The sequence below is a fragment of the Microbacterium testaceum genome, from assembly GCF_001476285.1.
Classification (GTDB): Bacteria; Actinomycetota; Actinomycetes; order Actinomycetales; family Microbacteriaceae; genus Microbacterium; species Microbacterium testaceum_B.
Window position 1 is genome coordinate 1 of the sequence record NZ_LDRU01000049.1, and the last position, 20,469, is coordinate 20,469.

A 20,469-nucleotide genomic window follows, 5' to 3' on the forward strand; every position below is an offset into this window, starting at 1 on the left:
CTCGTGCTCGCCGGTGCGACCTGGACGTGGCAGCTCGTGTTCGTGTTCGTCGCCTTCGCGCTGTGGGGAATCGCATCGCACGCCTTCGGCGCGGTGCAGGACGTCGAGGCCGACCGCGCCGCCGACATCTCGTCGATCGCCACGGCTCGGGGTGCGCGCTGGACCGTGCGCTTCGCCCTGGTCGCCTACGCCCTCGCCGGCGTGGCGATGCTGTTCACCGCGTGGCCCGGTCCCCTGGCGGGTGTGCTGGTGATCCCCTACCTCGTCGTCTGCTGGCCGTACCGGAACGTCACGGATGCCGAGAGCGACCGCGCGACCGCCGGGTGGAACCGCTTCCTCTGGCTGAACCAGATCGCCGGCTTCGGCACGACGATGCTGCTGATCTGGTGGTGGTTCCTGACGGCCTGACCGGCCGGTCGGGGCCGCCGAGCTCGCGTGCCCGGCGCTCGCGATGCCCGGCGCACGCGGCGCCCGGCGATTGCGATGCCCGACGCGTGCGGTGGCATCCCCGTCGAGTGTCCAAGACACGCCGTTATCCCGGTGCCGGTTGCGGCGTGTCTTGGACACTCGACGGGAGTGATGGATGCCGGGGCGCGGGGCCGATGCCGGCGCACGGGGCCGCGCGAGGCGGGGCGCGGCGCGAACGGCGAACGCCGGTGCCCGCGGAAGCGGGGCACCGGCGTTCGCCGTGGACCGGGCGTCAGCCGCCCTGGTTCTCGGTGCTCCCCGAGGACGGGGCCTGGAGCTCGAGCAGGCGCTGGACCGCTGCGGTGAGTCGCGCGTCCTGCGTGGCGAAGGCCGAGAGGTCTCCGCTCGAGAGCGCCTGCTGGCGCGCCGTCAGCGCGTCGCGCGCTTCCTGCAGCGCCGCGGCGTAGTCACCGGCCGGGGCGGTCGGAGTCGACGGAGTCGGGTTCTCCGCCTGATCCGTCGGGGTCACGGACTCATCTCCCGTGTCGGCCCCGGAGTCTCCGCCGAAGAGGGCGTCGAGCGCCTCGCTCAGCGTGTTCTCGAACGCGATCTTGTCGCCGAAGGCGACCAGGACGCGGCGGAGCTGCGGCAGCTTCGTGTCACCGGACGACTGCACGAACACGGGCTGCACGTAGAGCAGACCACCGCCCACGGGGAGCGTCAGCAGGTTGCCGTTGAGCACCTGCGACTGCCCCTGCTGGAGGATGTTGATCTGCGACGACACGTTCGTATCCGAGTCGAACGTGTTCTGCACCTGGCCGGGGCCGGGCACCGTCGTCGCCGCGTCGATCACGAGCATGCGCAATCGCCCGTAGTCGTCGCGTTTCGTGCCCTTCTCGTCACCGGCGTTGGAATCGACCGCGAGATAGCCCGTGAGCACGTTGCGCGCCTGACCACCCTGGGACGCCGGGATGAAGCTCGTGAACATCGAATACGACGGCGCGTCCTGACTCGGCATCTTCATCGTCAGGTAGTACGGCGGCTGGAGCTCGTTCGCGTTCTGCGGGTCGTTCGGCGTCGCCCACCGGTTGTCCTGCTGGAAGAAGGACCGGGCATCGTCGACGTGGTACACGCCGAGCATCGACCGCTGCACCTTCATGAGGTCGGTCGGGTAGCGCACGTGGCTCATCAGGTCTGCCGACATCTCGCTCCAGGGCTGCAGCGTCGACGGGTAGATCTTCTGCCAGGTCTGGAGGACCGGGTCCTGGTCGTCCCACGCGTAGAGGGTCACACTGCCGTCGTACGCGTCGACCGTCGCCTTCACCGAGTTGCGGATGTAGTTGATGTCATCCAGTGCGTACGTCGGAGCCGGATTGTTCGAGTCGGCGATCGCGCGCGACAGCGACACACCGGTCGAGTACGGGTAGTTCGCACTCGTCGTGTACCCGTCGACGACCCACTTGATGCGCCCGTCGACCACGGTCGGGTACGGGTCGCTGTCGAGCGTCAGGTAGGGGGCGACCTTCTGAACGCGCTCCTTGGGGTTGCGGTCGTAGAGGATCTGCGAGTCCGCGTTGACGTAGTCCGAGAAGAGGATCTGTTCCGACTGGAACTTCAGCGCGTAGATGAGGCGGTTGAAGACGTTGCCGACGCTCGGACCGCCGTTCCCGCGGAACGTGGTGCGCGTCTCGGTGCCTCCGTCGGCGCCGAGCGGGTAGTCGAGCTCGATGTCTTCGCCGCCCTCGGGTCCGCCGACGATCGAGTACTGCGGCGACTGCTCACCGAAGTACACGCGTGGCTCGTAGTTCAGGTCCGTGAGGAAGCCCGTTCCCGGGATCGCCCGCTCGAGGAAGACGGGGTCGCCGTCGGCCGTGCGCTCGTTTCCGGCGGCGGCCACCATGCCGTACCCGTGCGTGTACACGAGGGTGGAGTTCTGCCACGAGTTGGCGTCGCCGAGCTGACTCGTGTTCAGCTCTCGGAGCGACACGACGGCATCCTGACTCTGCCCGTTGATCTGGTAGCGGTCGACGTCGAGCGGCTCCGCGAACTGGTAGTACGAGCGGTACTGCTCTAGCTGGCGGACCGTAGGGCCGATGATGGCCGGGTCCATGATGCGCAGCTGGGCGGTGGATGCCGCATCGTTGCGCAACTGACCGGCCTGCGCCGTCGTCGTCGCCTCGAAGTTCTCTTTCTCGACCTTGTCGATGCCGTACGCGGTCTTCGTGCTGTCGAGGTTGCGCTGGTAGTACTGGCTCTCGAGCGACAGCTGGTTCGGTCGCACCTGGAACGTGTTCACCGCCCACGGGATCGCAGCACCGACGACGATCGCCGAAACGACGAGCAGCGCTGTCGCGATCAGGGGGTAGCGCCACCGGCCGATGAACGCGGTGACGAAGAAGGCCAACGCCACGATCACCGCGGCGATCGCCAGGATCGTCTGGCCGGGGATCACCGCGTTCGCACCCACATAGCCCGGGCCCGTGATGCGGTCGTCGGGCTGGATGAGCGTGCGGTAGCGGTCGAGCCAGAGGCTGGCGCCCTGCAGGAGCAGGTAGAGACCGGCGAGGACCGCCAGCTGGATGCGCGCGGCCTTCGAGATGCGCAGCTCACGCTGGCCCACGCGAACGGATCCGTAGAGGTAGGACACCACGGCGGTCAGAAGGAGCGAGACGAGCGCGACGGCGGACGCGAAGCCCAGGACCGCCGTGTAGAACGGCATCGCGAACATGTAGAACCCGGTGTCGAGACCGAACTGCGGGTCGGTCACCGCGGTCTGCACCCCGTTCGCCCACAGCCAGGTCGTCTCCCACTGCGCGGATGCCGCGAAGCCGGCGAAGAAGCCGAAGAAGATCGGGATCCCCCACATCGCCAGGCGCCGCAGGGGCTCGACGACCTCCTGGTAGCGGTCGAGCTGAGAGCTCAGCCGCGCGTAGACGGGACGCAGCCGGTAGGCCAGCTGGATCGCCGCCCATACCGGCACGGCCATCGCGACGAACCCGACGGCGAACATCACGGCCCGCGCGATCCACTGCGTGGTCAGCACGGTCGTGAACCCGAGCTGGGCGAACCACATCCAGTCGGCGTAGAGGTTCGCGAAGACGAAGAAGGCCACCACCAACGCGGCGATGATCGCCAAGCTGATCGAGATGATTCGTCGGGAGCGGTTCGGCGGCGTGGCCTGGTTCGGCGCTGAGGTCGTGGTCACCACCTCATCCTAGGCGCGACCACTGTGGGTGAGCCGTGGATACTACGATCCCGTGCTGTTGCCCGCCTCGCAGGTCGGCAGGGCGTCGAGGTCGCCGCCGTCGCGAATCGTCTCCAGCACCTTCAGGGAGTCAGAGAGTGTCGACACCGAGAACACCCGGATGCCGTTCGGCACATGACCCACGACCTCGTTGCAGTTCGCCGACGGGGCGAGGAACCAGGTTGCACCGGCATCCCGAGCCCCGTAGAGCTTCTGACGGATGCCGCCGATCGCACCGACCTGCCCCTGCTCGTCGATCGTGCCGGTGCCGGCGATGTGCTGGCCGCCGGTGAGGTCGCCGGGCGACATCTTGTCGATGATGCCGAGCGCGAACATCATGCCCGCGCTCGGGCCGCCGATGTCGTTGAGCTGGATCTTGACGTCGACGGGGAGGTCGAATCCGAGGGCGAGCGAGATGCCGACGAGCCACTGCTGCTGTCCATTGACATCGCCCTGCCGCGGGGTGACGGTCACGGTCGTCGGTGTGCCGTCCCGGTCGATCCCGAAGGTCACGGGCTGACCGCCCGCGGCCTGGATGGCGGCCTTGACGTCGTCCGCCGTCGGGGTGGCGGTTCCGTCGACGGACTCGATGACGTCGCCCGCCTCGAGCAGACCCGCGGCAGCACCGTCCGCGGTGACGCTTGCCACCGAGATAACCTGGGGGACGTCGTATCCGAGCTGGCGCAACGCCGCCGCCGAAGCCTCGAGCTGTGAGTCCGACATCAAGTCCGCGTTCTCGGTGTTGCGCTGCTCCGTCGTCTGCCCCTCGGGGAAGATCCGGTCGATCGGGATGACCGCGCGGGAGGGGTCGAACCACGCGGCCGCCAGTTCGATCCACGAGGGTCGGCGCTCGCGGTTGCCATTGACCTGGACGGTGAGAAGGTCGAGCTGGCCCGTCGTGGGATCGTTCTTCTCGTTCGGCACGGAGATGAGGGGCACATCGACGCCGTCGGCGTTCTTCGACGTTCCGAGCGTGTCGAGCACCGGTCCGGGCTGTTGGATCACGTACGCCGTCGGCAGGAAGGTGAGCACGAAGAGCACGACGACCGCGACGGCGAGGGACCACAACCCGAACAGGGTGGTGCGCGACCGTCGGCGTGCGGGAGCGGGCACGACGGAGACGTTCTCGTCGAACAGGGTCACGGGTCCTACCTTTACCGGGGATCGTTCGCGCGCGGCGTAAGCGGCGTGGAGCCGAGCCGGGGAGAGCGAGGAAACGTGCGACTAGCGTAGATCCCGTTCCCCTTGACCTGGCTGAGAGGCGAAGAAGTGGCAGACGACGACCGGAACCCTGAAGAAGAGTTCCAGGAGCTCATGCGTCGCCTGATGTCGGGCGACATGACCGGCATCGATCCCGAACAGCTCTCCCGACTGTCGGGCATGCAGATCGACCCCGCGATGCTGCAGGCCGTGATGAGCCAGCTGCAGGGCGCGTTCGCGGGCACCCAGGACGGCGTGGACTGGAGCCTGGCCGAACGCCAGGCCCTGCACATCGCCAACCAGGACGGGCTGGGCGTCACCTCGGGCCAGAGCAGCGACCTGTCGCAGGCCTTCGCGCTGGCGAACCTCTGGCTCGGCGAGGCGACGAACATCGCCGACCTCCCGCAGCCCGCTCGCGCCGTCACGCGTGGCGCCTGGGTCAGCGCGACCCTGCCCGTGTGGCAAGAGCTCGCCGAGCCCGTCGCGACGAGCATCGCCGACGCGCTCACCGACGCTCTGGGCCAGCAGGCTCCCGACGACATGCAAGAGATGATCGCGGGAGCCGGTCGCCTGATGCGCACCGTCGGCGGTTCGTTGTTCGCGACGCAGCTCGGCCACGTCGTGGGTCGGCTCTCCACCGAGGTTGTCGGCGGTGGAGATGTCGGCATCCCGGTCATGCCCGACGGCGAAGCCGCGATCCTGCCGCAGAACTTCGCCGATTTCGGTCGCGATCTCGAGATCCCCGACGATCAGCTCGCGCTGTATCTCGCGACGCGCGAACTCGCCCACGCACGTCTCTTCCGGCACGCGCGCTGGCTGCGACTGCACGTGATCTCCCAGGTGCGCGATTTCGCGCACGGTATCCGCGTCGACACCGACGCCCTCGAAGACCTCGCGTCGCGGTTCGACCCCTCGCAGCCCGAGGAGCTCCGCAGCGCGTTGGAGAGCGGTGCACTGCTGCCCGCGCGCTCCGAGGAGCAGACCGCGGCGCTGACGCGCCTCGAGAACCTGCTCGCCACCATCGAGGGCTGGGTCGACGTCGTCACGGAGGACGCGACGTCCCGCCTGCCCGCCGCAGCACGTATCGCCGAGGCGGTGCGACGCCGTCGCGCGGTGGGCGGTCCCGCCGAGCAGGCTCTCGGTTCGCTCGTCGGGCTGGAACTGCGCCCGCGCCGTATGCGCGAGGCCGCGGCGATGTGGCGCGCCGTCACCGACGCGGTCGGCGTGGCCGGCCGTGACGCCCTCTGGGACTACCCCGACCTCATGCCGTCGGCAGAGGACATCGACGATCCGGCACGCCTGGTGGAACGGGTCGTCGCCGCGTCGCGCGGCGAGGCCGCCCCGACGGATGCCATGGACGACGCGCTCGCCCAGTTGCTGGCGGAGGAGAATCTCGCCGACCGTGACCGTGACGGCGCTCCGGGCCGTGAGGAGTCCGACGGCGACGAGGGGACACCGGGCGACCAGCGCCCGGTCTGACTCTTCCTCCCCAACCGCCGGGGAGGTCGTGTGGCGTGTGGACAGGCGGGGGCGGCACCCGAGAGCCCGAGATCATCGGTGGATGATCCGACTCGACCAGGCCGCTCCCCCGCTCTTCCGCTCCGACGGAACCGTGCAGTTCGGCGCGCCCGCCCGCGCCCGCGTCGAGCACTCGGCGCCGTGGATGGAACGCGCGATCGACGCCCTCGAAGCGGGGACGACGCGCAGCGAGCTCCGCGCGCTCGCACGCCTGCATCGCGCTCCGAACGCCGACGCCGACGCCGATGCGCTGCTCACGGCGCTCTCCCCCGCGCTCGTGCGCTCCCGACGCCCCGGGACGTTCGTGGTGCAGACCGCCGACGACCTGCCCACGGCCGTCGTCCGCGCGGTGCTCGCCGCCCTGCCGGCGCGGAGTCGGCTCGTCGCGTGGGCGGGCGCCGACACGGCGCCGGTCGCGGCCGGCTCGCGCGTCGTGCTCCTCGCGGCGCATCGCGTGGATCCTCGCCGGGCATCGACCCTGCTCCGCGAGGGTGTCGTGCACCTGCCCCTGGTTCTCGACGGATCAAGCGCGACCATCGGTCCCGTCGTCCACCCCGGACGCACGGCGTGCTTGTCGTGTCTGGATGCCACGGCCCAGCGCCTCGACGGTTCATGGCCGCTTCTCGCGGCGCAACTACTCGCTCGGCGGTGCGCGACCGCCGATGTCGCTTTGGCCGCGGAGGCGGGCCGCGCCGCTCGGCACCTGCTCAGCGCACGACCGGGCGTCCCGTCCCGCTCGCTGCGCCTGCGCGTCGACTCGCTCCGGCGTGTCTGGGAAGACCATCGGCCGAGCGAAGACTGCCGGTGCCGATCTCTCGAAGGAAACGCGACGGCTCCCGATCCGCCCGGCCACGACCTCGAGCCCAGCTCACCGTCAGCGAGCGGGCCGCTCGCGTGACACCGACGTAAGCGAGACGACGCTCCTCGTCGACGGCTTCGAAGGTTGTGGCGTACGAGATGGGGAGAAGGCCCTCGCTCACGCCGATGAGGAAGACGTGATCCCACTCCAGTCCTTTCGCCGCGTGCAGCGTCGAAAGGGTGACCGTGCGTGTCGCGGGCTCGTGCTGGTCGCGCGCCCTCGCCTGCAGATCGTCGGTGAACGAGCGCAGGTCGGTGCCGGGAGCCGCTTCCTCTGCGAGACGAAGCAGCGCCGCGCGAGCCTCCCAGCCATCGCGGAGCGCCCCGCCCGCCTGCGGCGGATCATCCGTCAGCCCGACCCCGCGCAGGACGTCGCGGACCGTCGCCAGAAAGCCCGTCTCCACCGGAGCGACGGAAGCGGCTCGCAGAGCCATCAGGGCCTGTCGCACCTCCGGCATGTCGAAGAACTTGCGGCCGCCGAGCACCGTGGCCGCTATTCCTCGAGAGGCGAGGGCGTTCAAGACGACCGCGGACTGCGCGTGCGAGCGGTAGAGGATCGCGATGCTGTCGGGATCGGCACCGGCGGCGATGATCCCGGCGACCTCGGCGGCGATCCCGGCGGCCTCGGCTTCGTCATCGTCGTACGCGCGTACCGCGGGGAGGGGGTCGTCGCCATCGCGCGCCGCGGGCACGGAGGCGTCGCCATCGCGCGCCGCGACGAGCTCGAGGGCACCGGCTCGGCCGCGCATGAGGTCGTTCGCCACCGCGAGCACCGCGCCGGTGGAGCGGTAGTTGCGCTCGAGCCGAACGACGCGGGCGTCGTCGTACGTCCGGTCGAACTCGAGGAGGTAGCGTGCGTCGGCCCCGGTGAAGGAGTAGATCGTCTGGCTCGCGTCACCGACGACGCACAGATCACGCCGATCGCCGAGCCAGAGTTCGAGCAGACGGTTCTGCAGGGGCGAGACGTCCTGGAACTCATCGACGGTGAAATGCCGATACTGCTCGTGAACCGCCGCGGCCACGCGGGGCTCCGCCTCGATCATTCCGGCGCAGGTGAGGAGGACGTCCTCGAAGTCCATCTGCCGCCGCTCGTCCTTCAACTTCTCATACGCCCGCTGAAGGTCGACGACCTGTTCCACGCGAAGTCGTCCGACCCCGTCGGGACGCGCCGCGGCGTACTGCTCGATGGATCGCATCGTCACTTTGCGCCACTCGATCTGCGCGGCCACATCGCGCAGGGTCGCGGTGTCGGGAGCGAGCCCGATGCCGTCCGCGGCGTGAGCGAGCATGCGCACCTTGTTGTCGATGATCGACGGCGCCTGGTCGGCGGCCAGCGTCGGCCAGAAGTAGTTCACCTGAGCGAGAGCAGCGGCGTGAAAGGTGCGAGCGGACACCCCGCTCACTCCCAGGGCGCGCAGCCGTCCGCGCATCTCCCCGGCGGCCTTCGCCGTGAAGGTGACGGCCATCACTCGCTGCGGCGAATAAGCACCCGTGTCGACACCGTGCGCGATGCGGCGCGTGATCACGCGGGTCTTTCCGGTTCCCGCCCCGGCCAGCACGCAGACGGGCCCGCGCAGCGCGCGTGCCGCCTCCAGCTGGTGCTCGTCGAGTCCGTCGAGCGCGTCGGAGGTCACGCGGCGCCCCCGTACCAGTCCTCGATCAGTCGACGGGCGATGGAGGAGGTTCCCGGCAACTGCACGGCATCCTCCCCGCGCAGCGCCGCGCCGATCTGCTCCCGATCGAACCAGCGGACCTCGACGATCTCCTCGCCGTCGGCGCGGACCTCGGTGTCGTCGAGGATGCGGGCACGGAAACCGAGCATGAGCGAGCGCGGGTAGGGCCACACCTGCGAGCCGCGATACTGCACGTCCTGCAGGCGTACTCCGGCCTCCTCGAGGATCTCGCGCGCGACCGCGTCCTCCAGTGACTCGCCGGCTTCCGCGAAACCGGCGAAACACGAGTACCGACCCCCACCCCACGCGGCGTTCGCACCGAGGAGGATTCGGTCGGGATCGGTCGCCGACGAGAGCAGCACGATCACCGCGGGGTCGGTGCGCGGGAAGTGCTCCCGTCCGCAGCGAGGACAGTGGCGCGACCACCCGGCATGACGAAGCTCGGTGCGCGTTCCGCACGCAGGGCAGAACGGCGCGTCGCGCAGCCACCCGGCGAGGGCCACCGCGGTGGCGAAGATCTCCGACTCGTCCGCGGGCAGATCGCCCCCGATGCTCCGGAGTCTGCCCCACTCGACAGACGGGGAGAGGTGCAGGTCGTCGTCGTCATCGATGACGGCGAGAAGAAGGGCGTCATCGTTGTCGTCGCGCCCCAGAAAGGCCCACTCGATCGTCTGCCCGACATCATCGGTGCGGAGTAGTGCCAAACGCCCATCGTCGACGGGCGTCGCGTCCCCCCGTACGGCGAGAACACGGGTTCCGGATGCCGCGCGCTCGCGCGACACGAGATCCTCGGCGGCGCGCTCGTCACCGCGCCTGTCGAGCGCGCCGCCCGGCCAGCGAGCGGGAGACGGGGAATCGGGCGGCACCGGGACGGGCAGCGGCATCGAACACCTCTCTCAAGGGCGTGGCGCAAGGGGAAGGAGCGAGCACGCGACCTACCCTGGGTGCATGGCCCGCTCGCCCCTCACTCTAGCCGCGTCGGTGACGGCGGCCCTCCCCCGGATCGGCGTGACGCGCGTCGGAGCGCTCACCGAGAACGCCGCGGGCCGCTTCGACGCCGCGCTCGTCCATCTCGACGACGGACGGACCGCTGTCGTGCGCCGCCCCTCAGCGGAGGAGTTCGCATCAGACCTCGCCGCCGAGTCTCGCGCGCTGCACGCCCTGACCCCCGGGGTGCGGGCCCTCCTCCCCTTCGCCGTTCCCGAAGTGCTCGGCGAGAACGGATCCGGCATCGACCGCGTCCTCGTCACGACCCACCTCGAGGGCTATCGCATCGACCCGGCGCACCTGCCGAAGGGTCCCGGTTACGCTCCGGCCATCGGCGGTGCCTTCGCGGCCATTCACGCGCTCCCCGTTTCGATCGTCCGCACCGACGGCCTTCCGGTCCGCTCCCCCGAGCAGGTGCGCGACGACACGGCCCGCCTGCTCGACCGCGCCGACGGCACGGACCGCGTTCCCGACGGTCTCATGCTGCGATGGAGGCAGGCGCTCCGAGAAGACGAGCTGTGGCGCTTCGAATCGGCCGTGGTCCTCGGGGGTGCGACGAGCTCCTCCATCCTGCTGGAAGACGACGACGACGAGATCCCGCACGTGACCGGTGTGCTCGAGTGGTCGGGGCTGAGCGTCGGCGATCCCGCCGTCGACCTGCGGTGGCTGGCATCCGCGCCCCTTGCCGCTGACGATGTCTTCGCCGGCTATACCGCCGCCGGTGACCGCTCCCCCGACGCTCTTCTCCGCGAGAGAGCGCGCCTGTACGCCGAGCTCGAGTTCGCGCGCTGGCTCGTCCACGGGTACGACGCCGGCGACGCGGCCGTCGTGTCGGACGCCGTCGCCCTCCTGGAGGCGCTGGTCGAGGGGGTTCGAGGCGACCACATCGTGGCCGACTCGCGCACGGACATCGACGACGCGCTCGCCCTCGTCGAGAAGGTCCCCCCGGCGGTGATCGGGGGCGTCGACACATCGATGCAGACCGACGCGTACGATCCCGAGGCCCTTTCGCTCTACCTCTCCGCGGAGCGTGACCGCGAGGCTGCGGCCGCGGGTCTCGCCGCCGCTCTCGCCGACGATGACTTCCCCCGGGGGACGACTCCACCCGACGCTGTGGATCTGCCCCCGGCCCTCAGCGAGGAACCCGGTCCGACCGCGCCGATCGACCTCGACGGGTGGACCGACGCGCCGTGGCGCACAGACCGGTCGGACGCCGAGTCTTCGGACCAGGACGCCCCCGGACTCGACGTTCGCGGCGACGCCGCGGCAGCTGACGACGCTGACGCCGCCGCCGCGGACGACGCCGTGGGACACGACGACGAGGAAGACGCCGCGCGGGCGAGTCGCGCGGCCCTGCGTCGCTGGGGCGTGACGGGGGACAACGTCTGAGCGCACCGCGCGCAGGTCACCCGCGGAGGACCAGCTCGTCTCCGACGTAGAACAGCGCGACGTCGATCGCATCGAGCGGAATGCCGTGCTTCGCGTGATACGCCTCCCGATAGAGCTCGAGCTGGACCATGCGGGACCGCCGGTCCTCGGCCGTGGCCGGGGGCTTCCCCGTCTTCCAGTCGACGATCTCGTAGCGGTCCCCGCGTCGGTACACCGCGTCGAGCTTGCAGATCACGACGTGTTCGCGGCCGTCGAGGCGTCGCGTGACGAAATCGATCTCGGTCTCGACCTCGAGCGGCTGGAGGGTCGCCCATTCGGACCGTTCGAAACACTCGCGCAACCGCTCGAGCTCCGCCGCATCGGCGGCCGACGCTCCGATGTCGTCGTCATCCCACAGGGCTCCGTCGTCCAAGCCGACGCCGGCGCCCACGAGTCCTGAGCGCTGCTCGACCCAGGCGTGAAACAGCGTTCCGAGACGCGTCTGCCGGTACGGACGCTCAGGCATCGGCCGTCGGACCTCGTCGACTGCGGCGCCGTAGTCGGCGACGAAGTCCTTGAAACGTGACGCGGGGATACGCGTCGGTGCCGGGGCGTGGAGCGGTCGCAAGCGCGCGGCACGCTCGGCGAGGAGCAGCGCGAGGTCCGCATCCGGCTCTACCGGCGCCGCACTCCGCGCGGCGGCGACGTCCGCGGCCGCAGCCGTCACGGCCGTGCGACGCGAGCCGAGGGGGTCGAGCGGCCACTGCAGCAGGCGCCGCTCCCCGTCGTACGGGTCTTCTCCCGCGTCGTCCACCACGAGATCGAGCTCCAGGGCCTCTGCGGCCTCGTCGAGGAACACGCTCGGCCGGCGCGGCTTCTTCGTGCCCGACCACGTCGACCCCGACAGCAGGAGGTGGTCGCGCGCGCGGGTGAAGGCGACGTACGCCAGGCGACGGTCCTCATCGAGCTGGCGCGCGCGATTCGCGGCGACGAAGTCGTCGATGGCCGCCTTCAGCTCCTGCTGTGTCTCGGCACCCCTCCACCCGAGAACGGGCAGCCACGCCGCGTCGCCGCGGAAGTCGGAGGGCAGGATGCCGAACCCCAACCACCCCTTGGTGTCGCGCGGCAGCGACGGAAGCTCGTCGGTCACCAGACGCACGACCGCGACGGCATCCCACTCCAGCCCCTTGGACCCGTGGATCGTCAGGAGCTGGACCACGTCGTCCTCGGGCGGCTCGGTGCGCGGCGCGAACTCGTCCGCCTGTTCGGCGTGGTCGAGCCACGCCAAGAGGCTCGTCACCGAACCGGACTCGTCGGCGGCGAGGAACCCACGGATCTCGTCGACGAACGCGCGCAACTGGGCCGAGGCGATGCGCGCGGGTCCGCGCGATTCGTTGGCGGCAAGCTCGATGTCGAGGCGGAGTTCGGCTTCGATCAAGCGGATGAGTTCGGGGATGGGGGCGCCGATGCTTCGGCGCAGGCCCGCGAAGACCGCCCCGGCCTCACGCAGACGCGAGCGCCCTTCCGGCGTGATGTCGGAGAGCCAACCGTGATCGTCGCTCTGCCGGGCGATGAAGTCGAGCGCATCGACGAGAGACGCGCTGTCCCCGCCGGGCGTGGCTCGCAGCCGTTCGACGACGTCGCGCTCGAGCGGACGCAGAGCCACGTCGTGCGTGGCGAGACGCCGCGCGAGCTGGGCGAGCGCGCGCAGATCCGCCAACCCCACCGCCCACCGCGGTCCGGACAACAGGCGGATCAGCGCGGAACCCGCCTCGGGGTCGCTGATCACGCGCAGGGCGGACACGACGTCGACGACCTCGGGCGTCGTCAGCAGGCCGCCGAGCCCGAGGATCCGGTGCGGGATGCCACGGCGGCCGAGCGCGTCGCCGAAACGCACCATGTGCTTCTTGCTGCGGAACAGGATCGCTCCGGTCGTGCCGAGATTCTGAGCCTGACGCGCGGCGCGAACGCCGGCGAACCATGACGCGACGCGATCCGCCTCGGTGTCGAGATCGTTCTCGAAGACGAGTTCGACGAGGCCGTCGGGCGCGCCCGGGCGCGCACGGAGCGCCTCGACCGCGATGGGCGATCGGTTCGCGAGCGGAGCGAGGACGGCGTTGGCGGCGTCGAGGACGCGCGCGCTGTTGCGCCAACTGGTCAGCAGCGAGAAGTGTCGGCATCCCCCGTCCGGAGAGAACGCGGCGGGGAATCCGCCCAGATTGCCGGCGCTCGCGCCGCGCCACGCGTAGATCGCCTGATGGGGGTCGCCGACGGCCATCACGCCCGTGCCCGCGAAGAGGGTCGAGAGCAGATCGGTCTGGACGACCGACGTGTCCTGGTACTCGTCGAGGAGAACGACACGGTAACGCGACCGCAGTTCGGACACGACGGCGGGGTGCTCTCGGACGATCCGCAGCGCACCGGCCACCTGATCGGCGAAGTCCATGACACCCAGCCGGGTCTTTTCACGGTCGTAATCCGCGGCGAGCGTCGCGAGCAGACCGAGGGCGGACACGCGCGCGGCCGCATCGGCGACGTCTTTGTAGACGGTGACGCGCGCGGAAGTGGAGGGTCGTTCGACGATACGGCAGAACTCATCGGGGAAGGCGGCGAGGCGTTCGAGGTCGACGAGGTTGTCCACTCCGTCGCGCGCGATGCGCAGCGCGGCGTCGATCAAGGTGCGGGGCGACTCCTGCCGCTCCTCGAGACGCGGGTCGTCGGACATGAGGACCACTCGTCGCATCAGGAGCCACGCCGCGGACTCGGAGAGGATCGCGGACTCGGCGTCGCGCCCGATCCGCAGCCCGTGCTCTCGAACGAGCGAATCGGCGAAGCTGTTGTAGGTCGAGACGGTCGGACGGTGCAGCAGCTGGTCGCCGTCGCCGTCGCCCGTGGCGAGTGCCGCGAACTCGTCGGCGAGGGCATCGAGGACCTCGCGTCGCGCCGTGTCGCCCCGCGCTCCCTCTCGCGCGGCGGGCTCGGCGAAGATCGCGAGGCGCCCGGCAGCATGCAGGCGTGGCAGCAGGGGCAGAAGACCGCGCGTCTCGAACTCCCAGAGCCTCTGCAGGCGCCGCTGGATGCGTTCGGCCAGTTCGCCCGCCGCCTTGCGCGTGAAGGTCAGGCCGAGCACTTCATCGCGACGGACGATGCCGTTGGCGACCAGCCAGACGACGCGCCCCGCCATCGTCTCGGTCTTTCCGCTTCCCGCTCCGGCCACGACGAGCGCCGGGGCCAGCGGCGATTCGATGACGGCAGTCTGCTCGGGCGTGGGCGGGAACTGCCCCAGTGCCGCGGCGATCGTCGCCGCGGAGAGTGTCGGGCTCACGAGGCGCTCACCGCCGACACCGTGTGGATGCGACAGAGTCCGTAAGAGAACTCGTCGCGGCAATGCACCTCGTAGGGCGCGGCGAACGTTCCGCCCCTCATCACGCCCACGGCCCTCTGCACGCGCTCGACGAAGGCGGTGTGCGCCTGGTCGTCGAACGGCGGCTGGAGGGGCTCGGCGTAGTCCTTCGTGACCGCACTCGGCCGCAGGACCAGGAGTTTCGCGCCGCCGGGCGTCAGTCCTTCGGTGTTCTCGATCGCCCCCGAAGCGAACGCCAACTGGTACGCCGCCAGCTGCGGGTTGTCGGCGACCTTGGCATCCGTCTGCGGTTCGTTCTTCCCCGTCTTGAGGTCGACGATCACCACCTGTCCGGATGCCGTCACCTCGACGCGGTCGATATCGCCACTGACCACCGCACCGTGTTCACCCGCATCGTCGAGCGGAATCGGAACCTCGAAGTGGCGCTCCGCGCCGATGAGCCGACCCCCGGCATCGTCGAAGCGACGAAGATACGTCGCGAGGCGCCGAACGAGGTCGCGTGCGCGCGTCCGCTCGGCGCGCTCCCGCCAGGCGGCATCGAAGACCAGCTCTCCCCACCGCTCCTCGACGACCGCCCAGAGATCGTCCTCGGAGGTGGATGCCGCCGTCTCGAGGGCCGCGTGGATGATCGTGCCGATGCCCGCCGTCGTGCCGCTGCGGTCGCCGCCGAGGTCGGCGATCACCCAGTTCAGCTCGCACTCCTCGAGCGTGTGCAGCCGCGAGGGCGAGACCCGCACGTCTTCGCGCGTGAGGTCTCGCAGGGGTGCCGTCGACGTGGGCGCCGCGACGCCGTACCACTGCTCGGGAGCGGCCCCCGCGACGTCGGCGGCGGCGAGCAGCGCGAGCTGACCGGCGGCATGGCGACGCTCCGCGGCCGGGACGCGAGGCGAGGTCAGCGCCCGACGGTGGCGGGCGACGAGTCCCCGCAGCGACAGGGGATGCTCGGGAATCGCGGATGCCGGCTCCGGCGTGGGCAGCATCTCGAACAGCACGCTCGGCCCGGTGTCGTCGTCGTCGACAGCGGTCACGATGAGCTGGGTCCCGGCGCGAGAGATCGCGCGCACGAACAGCCGCAGTTCGTCGTGCATCGCCGAGCGACGGCGGTCGAGCATGCCCGCCGCGGGCAGGTCGGGGAACTGCACGGCGTCGGCGAGACGCCACGTCTCGAGCAGTCCGCCACGCAAGCGCGTGTTCGGCCAGATCCCGTCCTGCACGCCGGCGACGATCACGGTGTCGAACGCGGTTCCCGCGGCCGCCGCGGGCGTGAGGACGCGCACGGCGTCGATCACCGCCGGCTGCTCGATGCGGTCTTCGGCTACATCGCTGTCGAGGATCGCCCGGAGGAAGACGGCCGCTTCTCCGTCGGGTTCGCGTTCGGTGAAGCGTTTCGCCGCTTGGAACAGCGCGACGACCGCGTCCAGGTCGCGATCCGCCTGCTCCGCGAGCGGTCCCTGCCCGCGCGCCGTCTCGCGCCACGACCGCGCGAGCCCGCTGCGCTCCCATGCCGTCCACAGCAGCTCGTGCGCCGTCGCGTGCTCCGCCGACTGTCTCCGCAGGACCGCGAGCGTCTCCGCGAGCCGAGCCGCCCGGCGTGCCTCCCGCGAGTCGATCGACGCGAACTCGAGGGGATGCCGCAGGCCCGACGCGAGGACCTCCCCCGCCGAGCGGGTACCGCCCTCCTGCAGCTCTTGGTGCCGGAGTTCGGTACGCAGCCGACGGAGTTCGATGGGGTCGAAGCCGCCGAAGGTCCCGAGCAGCGCGTCTCCGATCGACTCGGGCGACCAGTCGAGGGGGTCCGCCGCGCCCAACTCGACGAGTGCGACGAGATCGCGTACGGGGCGCTGGGCGCCGAGCGCGACGCCCGGACCGCTCGACCGTGCCGGCACCTCTCGAGCGGCGAGTTCTGCTTCGAGTGCGGCGACCTGCCGCGAATCGTGGGCGATCACGGCGCACGCCCCCCACGGCACTCCGTCGAGCACATGACGTTCACGCAGGAGGCGCGCGATCGCGTCGGCCTCCTCGGCCGGGGACCGCAAGAGGAATGTGCGGACGGAACCGGTAGGCGCCGCACCCTCGGGGGCGCGCCGATGCGCCACGATGCCCGCGGCACCGATGCGCGCGGCCACCGTCCGCACGAGATCGACCTGTTCGGGGGTCCCCCTGTGCACCGTTCCGAGCGTCGCGAGGTCTCCCAGCTCCCGGGTGAGCCGCGCGAAGTTCTCGGGCGTCGCACCGCGGAACGCTCCCGAACCGACGTCGGGATCGCCGAACGCGACCACGCCGCTCCCGAGGGCACGGCACGCCCGCAGGAGGTCGACCCCACCGCTGGTGAGCTCTTGCGCATCGTCCACGAGGATGCAGCGGAGCGCCGCGAACCGCCCCAGCATCTCGCGATCGTGCACCGCCTCGGTCAGGATGCCGACGGCTTCGCGCGCGAGATCGGCGGCGTCACGGTGCGCACCGCGCATCCGCCGCCGGACGTGGCGGTACTCGCGCGTGAACGAGGCCAGCGACTCCCACACCTCCACGTCGTGATGCTCGGCCAGAGCCGACAGGTCGTCGGGGCTGAGACCGAGATTGGTGCACTCCGCGAGGAAGGCACGGAGGTCGCCGCGGAAGCCACGCGTCGCCCGGATGGCGGGGCCGAGCCAGTCCGGCCAGCGCGAGAAGCCCTCGGCCTCGTCTGCGGCGTCGCCGTCGAGCAGGTCTTTCACGATCTGGTCTTCGTCTCCGCCGGTCAGCAACTGCGGCGGCTCGTTGCCCCGGCGCACCTCTGCTCCGCGCACCAGCTGGAAGGCGAACGAGGCCAGCGAACGCGCCAGCGCTCCCGATGTCGCCCGGCCCACCGCGAGGGCGAGGGGGTCACGCAGCGCCGTCGCCGCGGGCCGTGTCGGCGTCAGGACGAGGATGTGGTCCGGATCCACCCCGGATTCCACTAAATGCCGCACGCGCGCGACGAGCGTCGAGGTCTTGCCCGACCCCGGCGCACCGACGACGACCCCGCTCCGCTCGGCTTCCCCCTCGACGACCTCGCGCTGATCCCGGTCGAGGACGGGCGGCGATGTGTCGCGATCGAGCATGTCTTCCACGCTAGCCGCGGCTTCCGACATCGACTTTCTCCGACGCTCCGGACCGGGTCGCACGCCCGCACGCCGCGTCTTCACGCGCGTGCGTTCGCCATCCGCGAAGCGACGCCTCGGGCGCGGCTCCGTGTCGGAGGGCTGCCCTAGAGTCGAAGAGCACGCCGGGCCGACCGCGACCCGGGTGGAAAGGACGCATCGTGGAGATCCGCATCGGCATCACCAACACCGGCCGCGAGCTGAGCTTCGAGACCAACGAGAGCTCCGATGTCGTGAAGTCGTCGGTCGCTTCGGCCCTCGACAGCTCCGCGAGCCACGTGACGTTCACCGACGTCAAGGGCAACTCCTACATCGTGCCGACCGCGAACCTCGCTTTCGTCGAACTGGGCACCGAAGAGTCCCGCCGCGTGGGCTTCGTCGCCTGACACCCGCCGCATGCAGATCCTCCTCGGCCTGATCATCGGGGCGGTCATCGGCCTCGGCGTCCACTTCGCGCTGCCGCACCGCGACGTCCGAGGGGTCGCCCTGGCGCCCCTCGCGGGTGCGGCGGCGTCGGGTGTGACGTGGACCGCCCTCACGTGGGCGGGGCTCACCGTCGAATCCCCGATCCTGTGGCTCGCCGCGATCGCGGGCCCCGTGCTGACCACCATCGTGCTCGTGCCGTTGGTGTCCCGCGTCCGCCTTCGGCGCGACAACGCCGACCGCGCCCGCCTGGGCATCTGAGTCGGCGGAAGCTTCCGCCGCCGACAGCCGTCCGCGCCCCGGGCGCACGGATCGGTCGGTCGTGTCAGGCGGCCAGGCCCATGGCATCCATTCGTCGCGCGTGGGCGCCCATGAGCTCGGTGAACACGGGTTCCACCTTCGCCTCTTCGGCCCGGTCGAGTCGCGGATGCCGCAGCGCGGCCCGCGCGACGAGCAAGGTGTCCCCCACCAGGCGCCGCCCCCAGAGCGCGAGCAGCCAGCGCCACTCTTCGTCGCTCTCGATCGCCGCGCCGAGGATGTCGACGATGGCCTGCCGGTCGTCGTCCGCCTGCAGGATGCGCGCGACGCGGCGGCCGGTATCGCCGTAGCTCGACGACAGCGCGAGGTAGAAGTCGTCGAGCATGCCGGCCGTGATGTGGACCGACAGCATCGTCTCCTGCGGACGCACCCCGTGCGTGTTGCGCCGGAACGCGTCGAGCGACTCGCGGAACGGCAGCATGAGCTGCGTCGGGTCGGCTCCACGCTCGCGGATCAGCCCCACGAGCTCCTGATGCTTGATCAGCGCCGCGCCGGCCGCGCGCGAGAGCGACTCCTTCTCTGCGAGCTCCGGCGTGAGCGCGATGAGCTCGCTGAGCGTCTCGAAGAACCCGAGCTGCAGGTACGCGGCCTGTCCGAGGAAGGTCTCGATCTCGGGAGCGAGCTCCGCGAAATCGACGCGCAGGGCCTCGCCGAGGTCTCCGCGCGAGCGCAGTTGCAGCGTTCGACCGACCGGGCGCTGACGACGACGGAACCACTCGAACACGCCTACAGCCTAGGCGTCGGGGGCGCGCGAAACACTGTTGGGTAGAGTGGACACGCCCCGGCGATGGATCGGGGCCCCGCGCCTGTGGACGAGTGGAGGGCGTGGATCCGACTCCCCAGGCGGTTTCTCACCGCCGGAACAGGCACGCTCATGACGACATTCGCCGACCTCGGCGTCGATCAGGACATCGTCGATGCCCTGGCATCCAAAGGCATCACCGAGGCCTTCCCGATCCAGGAGCAGACGATTCCCCTCGGCCTCCCCGGCCAGGACATCATCGGTCAGGCCAAGACCGGTACGGGCAAGACGTTCGGCTTCGGCATCCCGGTCGTGCAGCGCCTCGGGCCGAACCCCGAGCCCGGCGTCAAGGCGCTCATCGTGGTCCCGACGCGTGAGCTGGCCGTCCAGGTCTACGAAGACATGGACATGCTGACCTCGAACCGCCCCACCAGCGTCGTCGCGATCTACGGCGGCAAGGCGTACGAGGGCCAGATCGACCAGCTCAAGGCCGGCGCGCAGATCGTCGTCGGCACCCCGGGCCGCCTCATCGACCTCGCCAACCAGCGCCTGCTCGACCTCTCGCACGCGACCGAGGTCGTCCTCGACGAGGCCGATAAGATGCTCGACCTCGGCTTCCTCGCCGACATCGAGAAGATCTTCTCCAAGGTTCCGGCCGTGCGTCACACGCAGCTCTTCTCGGCCACCATGCCCGGTCCGATCGTGGCGCTCGCCCGCCGCTTCATGTCGAACCCGATCCACATGCGGGCCAACGACCCGGACGAGGGCCTCACGCAGGCGAACATCAAGCACCTCGTGTACCGCGCGCACTCGCTCGACAAGGACGAGGTCATCGCCCGCATCCTGCAGTCCGAGGGACGCGAGAAGGCCGTCATCTTCACGCGCACGAAGCGCGCCGCCCAGAAGCTCGTCGACGAGCTCGGCGATCGCGGCTTCAACGCCGCGGCCGTCCACGGCGACATGAGCCAAGAGGCTCGGGAGCGCTCGATGGCCGCGTTCAAGGCGGGCAAGAAAGACGTGCTCATCGCCACGGACGTCGCCGCCCGAGGCATCGACGTCAACGACGTCACCCACGTGATCAACCACACGATCCCCGACGACGAGAAGACCTACCTGCACCGCGCGGGCCGCACGGGCCGCGCCGGCCGTACCGGCATCGCCGTGACCTTCGTCGACTGGGACGACGTGCACAAGTGGGCGCTCATCAACCGCGCGCTCGAGTTCGGTCAGCCCGAGCCCACCGAGAC

General features: G+C 70.4%; 13 protein-coding genes. 6 read left to right on the plus strand and 7 right to left on the minus strand.

From position 1 onward, the window contains the following. Positions 1-408: UbiA family prenyltransferase (locus NS283_RS09460; RefSeq protein WP_193752658.1), on the plus strand; the 408-nt coding region annotated here is incomplete at its 5' end. 292 nt (positions 409-700) lie between these two features. Here the strand turns inward: NS283_RS09460 and NS283_RS09465 are convergent. Further along, entirely contained in the window at positions 701-3,613 is a 2,913-nt protein-coding gene (locus tag NS283_RS09465) for a UPF0182 family membrane protein (protein ID WP_193752659.1), read from the minus strand. A gap of 42 nt (positions 3,614-3,655) precedes the next feature. Further along, positions 3,656-4,795 (minus strand): YlbL family protein, encoded by a 1,140-nt coding sequence (locus NS283_RS09470; protein ID WP_058596619.1) that lies wholly within the window; start codon positions 4,793-4,795, stop codon positions 3,656-3,658. A gap of 126 nt (positions 4,796-4,921) precedes the next feature. Between NS283_RS09470 and NS283_RS09475 the strand changes: the two genes are divergently transcribed. Further along, positions 4,922-6,331: a zinc-dependent metalloprotease gene (locus NS283_RS09475; protein WP_058596620.1), complete on the plus strand. Its 1,410-nt coding sequence runs from the start codon at positions 4,922-4,924 to the stop codon at positions 6,329-6,331. A gap of 746 nt (positions 6,332-7,077) precedes the next feature. Here the strand turns inward: NS283_RS09475 and NS283_RS09480 are convergent. Both NS283_RS09480 and nudC read right to left on the minus strand, forming a co-directional pair. Next, on the minus strand, positions 7,078-8,862 hold the full coding sequence (locus NS283_RS09480) for an ATP-dependent helicase (protein WP_058596621.1): 1,785 nt from the start codon (positions 8,860-8,862) through the stop codon (positions 7,078-7,080). Further along, positions 8,859-9,785, minus strand: a complete 927-nt coding sequence (gene nudC / locus NS283_RS09485; protein ID WP_081317351.1) for an NAD(+) diphosphatase — start codon at positions 9,783-9,785, stop codon at positions 8,859-8,861. Before nudC ends, NS283_RS09480 begins: the two co-directional genes overlap by 4 nt. 64 nt (positions 9,786-9,849) lie before the next feature. Here nudC and NS283_RS09490 point away from each other — a divergent pair, with 64 nt between their 5' ends. Then, on the plus strand, positions 9,850-11,277 hold the full coding sequence (locus NS283_RS09490) for a hypothetical protein (protein ID WP_058596622.1): 1,428 nt from the start codon (positions 9,850-9,852) through the stop codon (positions 11,275-11,277). A 16-nt stretch (positions 11,278-11,293) separates the two neighbouring features. On the opposite strand, the gene NS283_RS09495 is transcribed toward NS283_RS09490, so the two are convergent. After that, positions 11,294-14,581: an ATP-dependent DNA helicase gene (locus tag NS283_RS09495; protein ID WP_058596623.1), complete on the minus strand. Its 3,288-nt coding sequence runs from the start codon at positions 14,579-14,581 to the stop codon at positions 11,294-11,296. Next, on the minus strand, positions 14,578-17,700 hold the full coding sequence (locus NS283_RS09500) for an ATP-dependent helicase (protein WP_058596624.1): 3,123 nt from the start codon (positions 17,698-17,700) through the stop codon (positions 14,578-14,580). The genes NS283_RS09495 and NS283_RS09500 overlap by 4 nt, the downstream gene beginning before the upstream one ends. Before the next feature lie 200 nt (positions 17,701-17,900). Between NS283_RS09500 and NS283_RS09505 the strand changes: the two genes are divergently transcribed. Further along, positions 17,901-18,125, plus strand: coding sequence for a DUF3107 domain-containing protein (locus tag NS283_RS09505; protein WP_058596625.1), 225 nt, complete (start codon positions 17,901-17,903; stop codon positions 18,123-18,125). A 10-nt stretch (positions 18,126-18,135) separates the two neighbouring features. Next, positions 18,136-18,423: a hypothetical protein gene (locus NS283_RS09510; RefSeq protein WP_058596626.1), complete on the plus strand. Its 288-nt coding sequence runs from the start codon at positions 18,136-18,138 to the stop codon at positions 18,421-18,423. Positions 18,424-18,487: 64 nt separating this feature from the next. Here the strand turns inward: NS283_RS09510 and NS283_RS09515 are convergent, their stop codons facing one another. Next, positions 18,488-19,204 carry a ferritin-like fold-containing protein gene (locus tag NS283_RS09515; RefSeq protein ID WP_058596627.1) on the minus strand — a complete coding sequence of 239 codons (717 nt, stop codon included), beginning with the start codon at positions 19,202-19,204 and terminating at the stop codon, positions 18,488-18,490. A 150-nt stretch (positions 19,205-19,354) separates the two neighbouring features. Here NS283_RS09515 and NS283_RS09520 point away from each other — a divergent pair. Further along, positions 19,355-20,469: DEAD/DEAH box helicase (locus NS283_RS09520; RefSeq protein WP_058596628.1), on the plus strand; the 1,115-nt coding region annotated here is incomplete at its 3' end.

Bases quoted from the DNA above. Each gene is read 5' to 3' on its own strand.
- NS283_RS09500 (WP_058596624.1), bottom strand. From the start codon at position 17,700: ATGCTCGATCGCGACACATCGCCGCCCGTCCTCGACCGGGATCAGCGC.
- NS283_RS09490 (WP_058596622.1), top strand. From the start codon at position 9,850: ATGGCCCGCTCGCCCCTCACTCTAGCCGCGTCGGTGACGGCGGCCCTC.
- nudC (WP_081317351.1), bottom strand. From the start codon at position 9,785: ATGCCGCTGCCCGTCCCGGTGCCGCCCGATTCCCCGTCTCCCGCTCGC.
- NS283_RS09510 (WP_058596626.1), top strand. From the start codon at position 18,136: ATGCAGATCCTCCTCGGCCTGATCATCGGGGCGGTCATCGGCCTCGGC.